The organism is Nonomuraea sp. NPDC050328 (genome assembly GCF_044459405.1).
In the GTDB taxonomy this organism is placed as follows: Bacteria; Actinomycetota; Actinomycetes; order Streptosporangiales; family Streptosporangiaceae; genus Nonomuraea.
In genome coordinates this window covers 90,393-103,045 of the sequence record NZ_JBITIW010000019.1, presented here as the reverse complement: position 1 = coordinate 103,045, position 12,653 = coordinate 90,393, and the positions used below count along the sequence as shown (strand labels likewise).

The window sequence follows — 12,653 nt, the reverse complement described above, 5'->3', positions numbered from 1 at the left end:
TGTTCCCGCACCTCGGCCGAGATCGTTTTCGGGTCAGCCTGGCGGCCCACCCCCTGTCGCGAAGCGGCCGTGCGCCCGCGCCCACGCGTCGCGCCAGCCCGTCCCGGGTTCCACGATGCGGCGGACGAACCGCTCGACGAAGGCGATCTCGGCGTCGAGCACCGCGAGCCGGTACTCCTCCTCGATGACGAACAGCTCCGGAAGGCCGGAGCTGAGCGTGCCGTCGATCAGCGCCACGGTCTCCTTGCGCCGCTCGGCCAGCCGCTCCAGCCGCCCACGCAACAGCGCCACGGCCTCGTCCGGAGGCAGCGCCCCGATCAGCGACAGTGCCGCGACGAAGCCGGGATACTCGTGCCTGGGCTGTTCGACCAGCTCGCGCAGCCAGTCGCGCAGCTCCAGGCGCCCCGCCTCGGTCAGGCTGTACACGGTCCGCTCCGGCAACTGCCCCTGGCGGCTGGTCTCCACCTCGGCGATCAGCCCCGCCTTGAGGAGCTGGCCGACCACCATGTAGAGCGATCCGTGGGTGAACTTGATGCTGCGGTCGTCTCCGTGGTCCCGCAGCGTACGGCTCAGCTCGTACGGGTGCATCGGCCGCCAGCTCAGGTACGACATTACGGCCAGGGCCAGCAGGTTCGCGGGTTTGCGCGGCTTCGGCATCGGGGCTCCTGTAGTCAGGATCAACTATCAGTCCCCGAGTAGTCGATGTCAACTACCCGATTTCGGCGAAGCCAGCGGTGGCGGTTGCCGGACCAGCCCGCTGGAGCGCGGGGGAGTGTCCGCATCCCCGCCGGCCCCGGCACCGTTGGGCGCCATCGCCTGCCTAAGGAACGGCTTCCTCTGACGGCGCCGGACAGAGCGGCACACGCCGACACCGGCTCGACCCGGTCGTGGATCGGCTCGAGCCGCCCGGTGAACACCGAGAGGTCGCCCGCGCCGATCCACGCGCGCTCGAGGCTGGCGAACGCTTCGGAGCCATCCGGCGCGATCAAACCGCTCACGTGGTCTTCGTGCCGGTGGGTGATGTGGCCACATCGGTCACATGCTCGCGCTCGACGCGTCGCTCTCGGACCTGATCGGAGCGCCGGACACCGCCGCGTCCGGGTGGCCGTGGTCATGCGCAGCCACACTCGTCCCGTGACCCGGAAACGGGCTTCGAGCGGCCGCGGGCGCGGGAGGGGCAGAGATGATCGTCCATCACCTCCCCGCCCAGGTCTCCACCGGGCTGACCCTCACCGTCGCGAGACGAACGCGCCCTGCGAATACCTCATGGTCATCTCACGCAGAACCTGATCGGCCCGTCATCGCCACCGGCCATCCCGGCGCGTTGCGTGATCTGATGGAATGCCGGCTCCGGCGCTGGTTCGTACCTGATTCATCCTAAGATCCCCTTCATGCAGCCACTGCGCCAGGGGGATCCGACAGCGCTGGGCCCCTACACGCTTCTCGGTTTCCTCGGCGAGGGCGGCCAGGGCTCCGTCTTCGCCGGACGGGCGCCGGACGGCACCGCCATCGCGGCCAAGGTCCTGCACGCCCGCTTCGCCGGTGACGCCGCCGCCGTGCAGCGCTTCCAGCGTGAGGTCGAGCTGACCCGCCGGGTGGCCCAGTTCTGTACGGCACGCGTGCTCGACGTCGGATTCGCGGGCGCGGTGCCGTACATCGTCTCCGAACTGGTCGAGGGCGTCTCCCTCCAGCAGGCCGTACGCACGCGTGGCCCCTTGACCGGCGACGATCTGGTACGGCTCGCGGTGGCGACCATGACCGCGCTGATCTCCATCCACCGGGCGGGCATCGTGCACCGCGATTTCAAGCCTTCCAACGTGTTGCTCGCCGCTGACGGGCCCAGGGTGATCGACTTCGGCATCGCCAGGGCGCTGGACGCCTCCTCCGTCACCGCCAGCAGCGTGGTGGGCTCGCCCGGGTACATGTCGCCCGAGCAGATTCGGGCCGAGCAGATCGGGCCCGCCTCGGACCTGTTCTCGTGGGCCGGGACGATGGTCTACGCCGCCACCGGTTCGCCCGCCTTTGGTCTCGACTCCGTCCCTGCGGTCATGCACCGGGTCCTCACCGTCGAGCCTGACCTCCAGGCCATCGGTGAGCCGCTGCACGACGTGCTGAAGGCGTGTTTCCAGAAGGATCCCGCGCTGCGCCCTGACGCACAGACGGCCTGGCACGCGCTGATGGACGGCTCTCCAGCCGCCGCACCCGTGACGCCTCCCCGGGACCGCGTGCCCAGTGGCCCTCACGGGGACAGCGGCCCGGGCGAAGCCGGGGTTTCTCGCCGTGACACCACACCGGCGGCGCCCAGACCAGACCAGGCTGCCCGCCGTACCACCAAGTGGGGACGGCCCGCGGCGGCGGCGGCCGGGGTGGCGGTGGCGGTGGGTGCGGCCTACGTCCTGTGGCCGGCGCCCTTGACCGGGCCGCACGCCGTCGCAGACCCAGCGGCCACCACCACGCTCGGCCTGTCAGCCTCAGCCCCGCTGGCTCCTGCCACGCTGGCGCCCGGCACGCCGACCGGTACGACCCCGCCGGCTTCCGCCCGGAAGGCCACCCCGAGCACAAGCCCGACCCCCTCGCCGGCCGCCACTCCCACGCCCACCCCGACGGGCACCCCCACCCGACGCCCTGCAGCGTCTGGACGCTGGGATACAAGGGGTGACGTGTCGGAGTGGGACATCACCGGCCCACGCAGCGCCAAGCTGACCGGATACCCCCAAGAACCCACCGGCCCCGGCTGGGGGTTCCTGATGTGGACGAAGCGGCCGATGAGCACCAGCTTCACGCTCTCGGTCCGCACGCGCCTGCTCGAGTACGGCCGCCGGGACAAGACTCCGAAGTACGGCTTGCTGTTCTCCAACACCGAGCCCGGCAACGACATCGGCTACTACGTCGAACCGCTCACCGCGGACGGCAAGCTCACCGTCCTGGTGATGGAGAAGGGCGCGTTCAGCTGGGAGCGCATCTCCTGGCCGTTCGGCTTCGACCCCGATGACTTCCACACGCTCAAGGTGACCAGGAAGGGCTCGACCTACACCTTCTATCTGGACGGCCGGCAGGTGTCCCGGCGCGAGGTGCCCGGAGTCGACCCAGAAGGCGTGGGCCGGGTCGGTCTGGCCGGGTTCGATGTCCTCGCCGAATTCCGTGACTTCAGAGTGCGGAGATGACCTCCCTCATCGCCGAGCCGCCTGAAGGGGTGCCAGGTGGGTGACTCGACTCGCGAAGCGCCTGGTGCGGCTCTCAGTGGCAGGGCGGTTGGTACGGCACGCCGGGCAGGTGTCGCTCCCACTGCGGCCGAGTGATCGCGGGGTGGGCCAGTGCGCAGGCCCGTCGCGCGACCCGCTCGGGGTCGATGTCCCACAGTCGCGCCGTGGCGTCGACGCCGCCCGAGGCCAGCAGGCCGTCCGAGCCGAACGCCACCGTGTAGAGCCGGTCGGTGGCCACCGGCCGGGCGGGCCGGCCTCGAGAGTGGTAGAGAATATTTGCGCTCGATCACGACGCTCGGGTCCGTCGACCGCGTCAGCTACCGGACCGTCGATCGCCCCCAGCTCCCTTCCTCGAGCATCCAGCGCATGGCGATCGTGAGGCCGCTCTCAGCGAGCGATACCAGACGTTTCATCTGGTGAACTTCTTCTCCCGGCCGTCAGTCCAAAGGAGGCGTACGGCTCGCGAGTAGAGAAGGAGGGCCGTCATGAAGAAGGTGCTTGTCGCGGTGCTGGCCGGCGGGGCGCTCCTCGCCTCGGGGACGCCCGCGCTTGCTCAGGACGCTCGGCCCACGCTGGGACCCTACGGGTACGGCAAGGTCAAGCTCGGGATGAGCGCGAAGAAGGCCAAAACAACCGGAAAGGTGGCGCGCAAGCGGACCGCCGCTGGGGGAACATGCTCGGGGTGGTACTTCAGGGCGCACCCCACCGGCAAGTCCCGGGTGGGCCTGTACATCTCCAAAAAGGTCGGCGTCGCGGTCATCTTCGCGCCCAGGGGCGTCAAGACCCCTGAGGGCATCGGCATCGGCTCCACGATGAAGCAGGTCAAGAAGGCCTACCCGCGGCTGAAGTTCGTGCTGGACACCGGCCGGCCCTATGTCTCCGTCCCCGGCAACCCGAAGGCCTACTACGAGTTCTTCCCCGAGAAGGACGGCATCGTCGCCGGGGTGGCTCTGGGAAGCAGCACCCAAGACTGCGTCAGCTAGGTACGCACCGGAAAAAGATCATGGTCTCGGAGGGAACCCGGGCCCGTTGTCCAACGGCTTTGTCTCATGTCTCAGCGCGTGCCCCTACGCGTGCAGACGCGCGCGAAGGATGAGACGAGACGATTGGACAAAGGTGGAGAGGGGCGGGGAGCGTGCCAGGGTCAGCGGCGGCGGGGGAGCGCTTCAGGCATGACGTCACCGGCGGCCTTGACCCGGCGGGCCGCAGGGACCAGGCGCGGGCGCAGCAGCACTGAGCTCGGCCGGCTGGAGTTGGAGGCTGCGGTGCCCCGCTGCGGCGCCTGGATGAGCCGGCCCGCTACGGCCTGACCGCTCATTCCGCCGCCGGACGCTCGCGCGTCCGGGACGTCTTGGGTGCTCACGGTGGTGAGGCTGTATGAGACCAGCAGAACCAGAGTCTGGTCAACCTGGAGCTCGTCGAGGTCGCTCTGTCCGGCCAGGACCTGGCGCGGCAGGTTGTCGGGAGCGAAGAAGGCCAGCCACTCACCGCCCACGACGGCGCGGTGAACGCGGTGGCGTGGAGCCCTGACAGTCACCTGCTGGCCAGCGCTAGTGGCGACGGCGCAGTCCGGGTCTGGAAGGCGGGAGCAGATAGGCACGGTGCGTGATCTCTACGAGCGAAGGGGGCTGGCGGTGGCGAAGCGCTGTGCGCCCCCTCCGAGGTCGACACCAGCCAGAATCCGCTCTGCCCGGGATTGCATAAGGCTGACCTGCGCAAACGCAGACAGCTAATCCCATGCATGAACGAATCGAAGATTTATGCCCTGATGTCCGCTTTTCGGAGGCGATTCTGCATGATCATGCAACGCCGGAGCGTTCCCTGCCTTGCGGCACGAAATGATCACTCGCCTCCAATGATTGCCGAACGGTGCGTGAGGTACTGACATGCCACAGGCGGTAAGTCGGACGGCTCAGTGCAGCAGGGCGTAACCGAACCGGCCGGCCTCGCCGAGCCCGGCCGCGGCGGCATGGACGACCTGGCCGCCGGCCGGGATGCCGGTGGCGGTGCCGGGCAGGACGGCCAGCATGCCCTGGAAGGCGTTCTTGCCGGGCGCGCCCACCACGAGTTCGCCCTTGCCGTCCCGGGTGAGGTCGATGATCGAGACCGACAGGCCGAAGGCGTCGCCGGAGACCGACTGCTCGCTGACCGGGTCGCCGGTGGGGTCGGCGCCGGGAGGGGCGATGCCGTCCTGGGTGATGATCTGCGTGCGGGACAGGGCAGGGCCGACCGGCGAGCCGGGGATGAGGGCGACCGCGCCGGCCCGGTCCACGCCGGACACCGTGGCGTAGGGAAGGCCGATGACGAGGTCGGCCGAGCCGTCGCCGTTGAAGTCGCCGGCGGCCAGGCTCGGGGTACGGCTCCCCTCGCTCGGCGAGAGGCTGGTCAGCCAGGTCAGGTCGCGAGCGGTGAAGCCGACTCCGTACATGCCGGCGCCGTATTTGTCGCCGTACCAGACGTTGATGGTGCCGGTGCTGGGAGTGACCATGATCAGGTCGCGGTAGCCGTTGCCGTTCACGTCGCCGAGCACCAGCTTGGAGTCGGGCTTCGGGCAGGCCAGCCTGGTCGTGCCGGGTGCGGCCTCGCACGCCTGGGGGCTGCCCATGACGTGCGGATCGGGGGACGGATTGCGCAGGTCGCCGCTGTACCACAGGTGGGTGCCGGTGTTGGCGAGGGAGTCCCAGCCCACCCACATGCCCTCCAGTCCCCCGTCGCCGTGGATGTCACCGATCACCGCGGACCGGGCGGTGAGGGAACGGGTGGGGCTGAGCTTGTTGGCCTCGAAGGCGCCGCCGTTGTACCAGCCGCCGAGCGCCTGGTTGTAGCCCGACCGGTAGATGCCCACGATGTCGGGACGCAGGTCGCCCTGGTCGGCCAGCCCGAAGGCCAGCGACTCCATGTGGTTGGGGCCGGTTTCAAGCTGGCGGGTGGTGTCGTTGCCGCTGGTCCAGGAGTGGATCTGACGCGATCGATAGCCGCTGGAGATCAGGTCGGTTCTTCCGTTGCCGTCGGTGTCGGCCGCGGTCAGCGCCAAGCCCCATCCCGAGCAGGGAGTGTTGATCGAGTAGAGCATGCAGCCGGGTTCCGGGCGCAGGTGGGAGTGCCCGGTGAAACCGTCCGGGCCGCCGTACAGGACGGTGATCAGGCCGGTGTTGCTGCTTCCTGAGACAGCCGGGTAGGACGGCATGCCCACGGCCAGGTCGTTGTAGCCGTCGCCGTTGAAGTCGCTGTTGTAGGCGATCGGCGCGGCTGAGGCGGACGCGGGTGCGGCAACGGAGGTGAATGTCGTGGTCAGCGCGAGCAGCGCGGCCGACCAGGCGATCTTGTTCGCTTGCATGCGAGCATGATCGATGCTGCGTCTTGCGAAGCGGTTGGATGCGAATGGTCTTGCGGGCCGGATGTAGGGACCGCCGGTTCCCGGGCCGGCGGCCCCGCGCCGGCCGCCTCTCTGGACGCCTCGTCCTGGACTCATGAGCGGTGGTCACGCAGGAGGTCCGCAGCGCCATGCGGTGGCTGCAGCTCGAGGTGGAGGCGGGCCTGCCCCGGCCAGTGGCCACCGGTCCGCCCAGCTCGGCACTCGCTGCGGTCGACTGGCCGGGGCCGCACACTTGGTACGGCAAGGCCGACCGGGCCGTCGACGGCCGCTGGGTGGGTTGAGCTGCTGGACGAGCAGGAGACGTCAGATCCCTGCTGGCCCGGTTGCCGGCAGCCCTTGGTGTTGAGGCGGAGATGCTGAACGCGCCTTTGTCGGGTCACCAGTCGATCTCCAGACAGAACGACGTGGCCGTAGAGCAGTTCGGCGGCCCGACCTTCACCGGCGACGTGCGTTCCCGGCCATCGCGCTGCATGATCGAGCAGCAGGCACTTGCCGCCGGAATGCCGGCGATGGGTACCTCACACGAGTGGATGAACATAGCGGGCCAGCCCGCCCGCAGTACGCCAGGGACCTCGGCCTCTCGCTCACCAGCTTCGAGGAATGGGCTCGGCAAGACCTGCGGCCCACGGCTTGACATAGAGGGGGCGGCCAGCTGCCCTAAGTGCGTAAAGACCTGTGCGCGTGCTCGGAGGCGGTTTCGGCGCATCCAGGCCGCTCGGCGGCCCGAGCCGCACAGGGCGCCGATCTGCTCCAGCGTCCCCCCGCCGTGATCGCCGCGTCCGGGTCCGCGCCAAAGGGTGCCGCCGACGTCATCGTCTGGCGCACCGCCACCGCCCGGCTGGACGGCCGCCGTACCGGCCCGCTGTTCCTGACCGGTCGCCGTGCTAGCGTCGAGCTGCTGTCCGGTGACCTCGACCTCGGGCCGCCCTGGCCGTGCACAGCCGGAGGCGCTGTTTCACAGGTGTTCGTTTATGAAACGCTTCGCTGGAGTCGTACGGCACGGCCGACCGCCCAGGGCCACGAGTTCCTCCACCGAGAAATCCTTTCAGAGGCCATCCTCGGCGTCGGCTGCGACTTCGTCCTGATCGGATGCGCCTCCATCACCGACCTGGCGTGCTCCACGCCGTCACCCGCGACAGCGAGCATCGCGTCCGTCCGCAGGCCGGTGACGCGCCGCGCGGGGGATCGGGTCAGCGGGCGGCGTAGGCGCGAATGAAGGCTCGGGCTCCGTCGGTCATGATCTGGCGGATGCGGTCGTGGTCGGCGGTGGCGGGGTCGGGCTGGTCGTTGTAGGCCAGCAGGATGGTCAGGGCGGCCAGGTGGGAGGCAGCCGTTCGCGGGTCGTTGGTGTCCAAGAGTCCGGCGTTCGTGAAGTGGGCGAGGCGTTCGGCGAGGGCGTCTTCGGCGGACACGGTCACGAGGTCGTCCCGGCTGCCCGGCTCCCGCCAGCGCCGCTGGGCGACGAGCGCGAACGCTGCGGCGTAGTCGGCGGAGCCGACGAGCGTCCTGCCGAGTTCGAGGACCAACGCGGTGATCGCGTTCTGCAGTTCGGGGACTGTGGTGATGCTTCCGCCGGTGGGCAGGTGGCGGTCCAGGGCGTGCTGGACGGAGGCGTTCAGGGCGGCGGAGGTGTCGGACAGGATGGCGAGGAACAGGCGGTTCTTGTCGCCGTAGTAGTCGTAGACGGTGCGTTTGGAGACGCCCGCGTGGGCGGCAACGGCGTCCATGCTGACGCCGTCCACCCCCTGGCGCGCGAACAGTTCGCGGGCGGCGGAGACGATGGCCGCCCTCTTCGCTTGTGACCCTTCGCGTACCTGCTTGCCGGTGTCCGCCATGTTGTCCACGGCACAAACCTACACCGACCGGTGTAGTACTACACTAAACGGTGTAGTGTGCCAGGCATGTCCCCCCACCCCGACGGACGTAACGGCCGTGGCGGTCACCCATCGCCAGTCGAACTTTCCCCGGCGCGGCGGCCCGATGCCGGCCTACCGACCGCATCAACCGGAAAGGACACCACCCATGCCTCAGGCGCCCCCACTCATCGGCAAGCTCGCCGAATCCCTCATGGGCCGTCGCGCACACGTTCTCGGCCGCGGCGAACCCGCCCCGGGATTCGTCGAAGTGGGCCTACGCGCCGAAGCGCCGCCCGGCGGCTGGCACCCAGGCCACGAGATCCAGGTCCGCGTCACCCCCACTCAAGGCCGCCGCTACACCCTGTGGACGGTGGACGCACAAGACCCCGAACACGTCACCATCCTGGGCGCTGCCCAGGCTGGCGGCCCCGGCACCCGCTGGATCCGCGGCCTGCGCGCCGGCACCGAGGTCACGGTGCTGACCGGACGCTACCGGCCCCTGCGCGAACACGGCACCTCACGCCTTTACCTCGGCGACGGCTGCACACTGGGCACCATCGACGCCTACGCCGGCGCGGAAGACATCGTCGTCATCGAAGCGCCGTCCGACGCCCTGCAACTCCTCGCCGAGCGCTGGCCCCGACACCGCTTCCTGCCCGCCGGACAAGCACCGGGCGCCGCGCTCCAGACCTGGCTGGAACACAGCGCCGCGAACGGCGAACTCGCCGGTGTCGACGGCGCGCTGCTGCTCGGCCACGCCCAATCCCTCCAGCGCCAACGCCGCACGCTCGTCGACCGCGGGATCCTGCCGCGCCGCGCCATCACCACCAAGCCGTACTGGGCCACCGGCAAACAAGGACTGTGAGACCAATCCGATCTCCGCGGTGGCGATCACGCGGGGATGGCTCAGCACGGCCTGGTCGCTGATCAGTCGCCAGTGCACGGGCATCGGTTCGGAGTTGTCCAGCGATCAGGTCGGTCAGCACGGCAGCAGCGGCATCAACGTCAGCGCCAGATGGGACGGTGCCCGGAGTGTCCTATGCAACATCAACGCACACGACTTCAGGTATTAGCGCGGACGTCTTCGGAACCTGACGCCAGCAATCCGAACAACGTGTTCTTTGGCGTTCCCTCGACGCGTAACCAGACAGTGCGTGGGTTATCCGCAGGATGATCACACGCCATGCCTGACCGCGCAGGTCCTGTTGTCGCTGAGATGGCAGGACCGAGCGGTCGTTGTGGTCAGCTCGGGCTGCTCGCCTTTGGTTGGTGTCGACCGCATTTCACCTATCCCCGTCTCCCTGCGCTAGAGGCAGGGGAGGGGTATACACCGCCTCGGGGCCTGGCGTAGAGGAATGTGGGTGGGCGGGATGCGGCGTACGCTGAGTGCCTGTTTCTCAAGGTGGTAGGCCCTAGCGAGGGCTGTGACAGCGCGTGAGAATCGCGTTGTGGGTCGGCGAGCCGATGTCCGTGTGTGCGAGGGCTGTGGGACCGAGCTGGCGGTGACAGCGCGGTCGTCACGGCGTTTCTGCTCGTCGGCCTGCCGATCACACAGCTGGCGAGCCCGCTGCCGGCGGCGTGAGGAGTATGACGCGGCTCTGGCCGAGATCGTGGCCAACGGGTTGAGGCGGGGGCCTGCGTCCCGAGACATGGCCAAGCAGCGGCCATCGGCGACGTGCCCAGTGTGCGGGCGCAGTTGGTGGATCACGCTGCAGAAGCGGGTGGACGCTCAGTTCTGCTCCAGCCGCTGCCGGACGGCGGCGTGGCGAGAGCGGCACGGTGATCCGCCCGCGCGGTTGATCGTGTTGCGGGCCCGTTCTTCGCGTTCGGATTAGCCGTTCGCGTTTGAAGGTGTCACGGTGTGACGCCTTCGCGCGACGCTAACAGGCCGCTGTGATCGTTCGTCGGGGCGATCGGCGGATCAGGCGCCGACTCATAAGGGTGATGGCCGCCAGGGTGAGATGCGCTTCGCTGTGGGCATGCAGACGTTCGTAGTCGCGGCAGTTGCGGGCGGGCGCGCATCAGCCAGGACAGGGTGCGCTCGACGATCCAACGGCGGGCGAGCACGACGAAGCCGGGTTTGCCGGGCGGCCGGTTGACGATCTTCAGAGTGAACCTCAGGCGGTGTTCAGCCCAGGTGACGAGCTCGCCGGAATAGGCCGAGTCCCTCCGATAAGCGTCAGCTGAGGGTGGGCCAGGCGCAGGCGCAGTAGCAGTTCCCGGGCCCCCGCGCGGTCAGGGAAGTCTGCGGCTGTGACCATCGTCAGGACCGGCAGGCCGCGGGTGTCCACGATGACGTGTCGTTTGGTGCCGTTGATCTTTTTGGCCGCGTCATAGCCGCGGTCGCGTTTGGCGACGGTCTCGGCGGCCTTGACCGATTGGGAGTCGACGATCGCGGTGACGGGTCGGGGGCAGCGTCCGGCGCGGGTGCGGATGCGTTCACGGAGCTGGTCGCGGATGAATCCAGGACACCGGCGTGAGCCCAGCGGGCGAGAAGCCATAGACGGTGCGCCAGGGCGGAAAGTCGGCAGGTAATGCGCGCCATTTGCAGCCGTTGTCGACCAGGTAGCGGATGGCGTCGATGATCTCGCGCCGGGGATGGGCTTCCGGCCTGCCGCCTTTGGGGGTCTGGCAGGCCGGGATCGGCAGGAGGGGCTCGATCAGTGCCCATTCGGCGTTGGTGGTGTCGGAGGGGTAGCGGCGCCGGCGCATCGCAGGTCGTGCTCCCCTCGGAATGGTTCGGTCAGCGGATGTTCTTTCCGGCGGCGATGATGCCGGTCAGCCCGGCCTTCATGCCACAGATGTAGTCGAGGGCGAGTTCGGCGAACGCGTCGTCGGGCCGGGCGGCCGCGTGCGGCGCGAACACCCGCTTCGTGGTGCGGGTGATGTGGGTCAGCTCGGCCGATAGGGCCTCGACCTCGAAGGCGATCCAGTCCGAGGGGTTGTCGGAGAGCTGGAAGCCATGCTTGCGGGTCCAGATCAAGGGCGTCTTCCGTTCCAGGGCCGGGACGTCTTTGACGTAGTTGAGGCCCTTGCGGGTGTGATGGGCTGACATCTGGGTGGCCACCACGAGCTGCTTGAAGGGCAGCCCGGCCGGGCGCGCCTCCATCAACGCGGAGTAGACCCGGTCACCACAGACGGTCTCCGACAGGGTGCGACCGCCGCGGGCCAGACGTGGCCGGTCTGGTTTCGGCATGGCATGCCTCCATCTTCTGCCGGCCGGTCACTCGCCGCGCAGGAGCGCGGCTAGGCGGTCGTCCATGCTCACGTTGCCGGTGTCCAGGACGGTCTCCAGCCAGTCGGCCGTCGCCCGGACCTTGGCGACCTGCTGGCGCAGCACGTTCTGCTCGGCGTCACGGAGCTGGACGTCGGCCAGCGTAGGAATCGTCCGGCTGATCGCCGCGGTGAAGGCGGAGCACGCGGTGACCAGAGACAGGAATTCGCCGCGGGTGCGCAGTTCGCCCAGGCTGCGGGCGGCGGCCGGGGGCGTGTTGCGCTCGACGATCTGCCGGGAGTGCTCGAACTGGGCCCGGTTGACGGCGCCCCGGGCGACGCGGTCGGTCATGGCCTTGAAGGCGACGTCCGGCCGGCGCAGCAGGTCGGTCGCGATGGCGGAGGCGACCTGCTCGTCGACGACCAGGTCGTGGATGGCCTGCACCTTCTCCTCCGTGGTCACCGGGTGGTTCACCTTGTGCCCGACGACGCGCTTGGCCGCGTCCTCGGTCCACTCCTTACGTCCGGGTGCGCTGGTTGAGGGGCGGGTCGAGGATCTTCTCCCACCGCAGCTCGTCGTCGTTGATCGAGGCCAGGATCTTGTGGACGGCGTAGGAGACGCCGCGCTGGCGGTGTCGGGCCGGCCAGCGGGAGGAGACCCATCGGCGAGCCTCCAGCGTCGCGGCCGGGATGCGGGTGTCGTCGGACAGGCGCTGCAGCCAGACCTCGGCCCCGACCAGTAGGTCGGTGTGCGGGCGCGAGCCGCCGACGGGCTGGATAGGCACGATCTCCAGCGTCGCGTCGCCGGTCTCGGATTGCGCGACCATGTGCTGCTCGTCGATCTCCAGGATACGAGCCACGAGCTGTTCGTAGCGCTCCAGGCTCACCGCGCCCACCCGGCCGGCGGCCGTGCCGGTGTCGGTGTCGGTGTGCAGGGTGACTCCGGTGCTCGCGTTGGTCGTGCTGTCCATGAGTACCTCTCCCTTCGCCCGATCGAACCGTTCG

At 69.2% G+C, this 12,653-nt stretch carries 13 protein-coding genes and 2 pseudogenes; 6 read left to right on the top strand and 9 right to left on the bottom strand.

The genetic code is table 11. The features are described from left to right. Window positions 1-33: 33 nt before the first annotated feature. A complete protein-coding gene (locus tag ACIBG7_RS42905) occupies window positions 34-657 on the bottom strand; it encodes a PadR family transcriptional regulator (RefSeq protein WP_397340030.1) in 624 nt (207 codons plus the stop codon). A 734-nt stretch (window positions 658-1,391) separates the two neighbouring features. Here ACIBG7_RS42905 and ACIBG7_RS42900 point away from each other — a divergent pair. Beyond that, window positions 1,392-3,164 (top strand): protein kinase, encoded by a 1,773-nt coding sequence (locus ACIBG7_RS42900; RefSeq protein WP_397340029.1) that lies wholly within the window; start codon window positions 1,392-1,394, stop codon window positions 3,162-3,164. A gap of 73 nt (window positions 3,165-3,237) precedes the next feature. Here the strand turns inward: ACIBG7_RS42900 and ACIBG7_RS42895 are convergent, their stop codons facing one another. Continuing rightward, entirely contained in the window at window positions 3,238-3,441 is a 204-nt protein-coding gene (locus ACIBG7_RS42895) for a hypothetical protein (protein WP_397340028.1), read from the bottom strand. A gap of 247 nt (window positions 3,442-3,688) precedes the next feature. Between ACIBG7_RS42895 and ACIBG7_RS42890 the strand changes: the two genes are divergently transcribed. After that, window positions 3,689-4,186, top strand: coding sequence for a hypothetical protein (locus ACIBG7_RS42890; RefSeq protein ID WP_397340027.1), 498 nt, complete (start codon window positions 3,689-3,691; stop codon window positions 4,184-4,186). Window positions 4,187-4,347: 161 nt separating this feature from the next. Here ACIBG7_RS42890 and ACIBG7_RS42885 read toward each other — a convergent pair whose 3' ends face one another. Continuing rightward, complete coding sequence (locus tag ACIBG7_RS42885; RefSeq protein WP_397340026.1) at window positions 4,348-4,698, bottom strand: hypothetical protein; 351 nt, start codon at window positions 4,696-4,698, stop codon at window positions 4,348-4,350. Window positions 4,699-4,707: 9 nt separating this feature from the next. On the opposite strand from ACIBG7_RS42885, the gene ACIBG7_RS42880 reads away from it, so the two are divergent. Next, window positions 4,708-4,812 carry a WD40 repeat domain-containing protein gene (locus ACIBG7_RS42880; RefSeq protein ID WP_397340025.1) on the top strand — a complete coding sequence of 35 codons (105 nt, stop codon included), beginning with the start codon at window positions 4,708-4,710 and terminating at the stop codon, window positions 4,810-4,812. Between the two features lie 303 nt (window positions 4,813-5,115). On the opposite strand, the gene ACIBG7_RS42875 is transcribed toward ACIBG7_RS42880, so the two are convergent. Then, window positions 5,116-6,540 carry an FG-GAP and VCBS repeat-containing protein gene (locus tag ACIBG7_RS42875; protein ID WP_397340024.1) on the bottom strand — a complete coding sequence of 475 codons (1,425 nt, stop codon included), beginning with the start codon at window positions 6,538-6,540 and terminating at the stop codon, window positions 5,116-5,118. A 140-nt stretch (window positions 6,541-6,680) separates the two neighbouring features. On the opposite strand from ACIBG7_RS42875, the gene ACIBG7_RS42870 reads away from it, so the two are divergent. Together ACIBG7_RS42870 and ACIBG7_RS42865 are read left to right on the top strand one after the other, a co-directional pair. Further along, on the top strand, window positions 6,681-6,860 hold the full coding sequence (locus ACIBG7_RS42870) for a hypothetical protein (RefSeq protein WP_397340023.1): 180 nt from the start codon (window positions 6,681-6,683) through the stop codon (window positions 6,858-6,860). A gap of 485 nt (window positions 6,861-7,345) precedes the next feature. Beyond that, entirely contained in the window at window positions 7,346-7,795 is a 450-nt protein-coding gene (locus ACIBG7_RS42865; protein ID WP_397340022.1) for a hypothetical protein, read from the top strand. On the opposite strand, the gene ACIBG7_RS42860 is transcribed toward ACIBG7_RS42865, so the two are convergent. Then, on the bottom strand, window positions 7,770-8,414 hold the full coding sequence (locus ACIBG7_RS42860; RefSeq protein ID WP_397340044.1) for a TetR/AcrR family transcriptional regulator: 645 nt from the start codon (window positions 8,412-8,414) through the stop codon (window positions 7,770-7,772). The two genes, ACIBG7_RS42865 and ACIBG7_RS42860, sit on opposite strands and share 26 nt — an antisense overlap. Window positions 8,415-8,601: 187 nt before the next feature. Between ACIBG7_RS42860 and ACIBG7_RS42855 the strand changes: the two genes are divergently transcribed. Next, window positions 8,602-9,300: a hypothetical protein gene (locus tag ACIBG7_RS42855; protein WP_397340021.1), complete on the top strand. Its 699-nt coding sequence runs from the start codon at window positions 8,602-8,604 to the stop codon at window positions 9,298-9,300. A 1,042-nt stretch (window positions 9,301-10,342) separates the two neighbouring features. Here ACIBG7_RS42855 and ACIBG7_RS42850 read toward each other — a convergent pair. The 4 genes and pseudogenes from ACIBG7_RS42850 to ACIBG7_RS42835 all read right to left on the bottom strand — a co-directional run. Beyond that, window positions 10,343-11,147, bottom strand: a pseudogene (locus ACIBG7_RS42850) (IS5 family transposase); the annotation flags it as partial. A 31-nt stretch (window positions 11,148-11,178) separates the two neighbouring features. After that, a complete protein-coding gene (locus ACIBG7_RS42845; protein WP_397340020.1) occupies window positions 11,179-11,631 on the bottom strand; it encodes a hypothetical protein in 453 nt (150 codons plus the stop codon). Between the two features lie 27 nt (window positions 11,632-11,658). Then, a pseudogene (locus tag ACIBG7_RS42840) lies at window positions 11,659-12,138 on the bottom strand (DUF6192 family protein); the annotation flags it as partial. Window positions 12,139-12,166: 28 nt separating this feature from the next. Next, window positions 12,167-12,619 (bottom strand): DUF6192 family protein, encoded by a 453-nt coding sequence (locus ACIBG7_RS42835; protein ID WP_397340019.1) that lies wholly within the window; start codon window positions 12,617-12,619, stop codon window positions 12,167-12,169. Window positions 12,620-12,653: the final 34 nt, after the last annotated feature.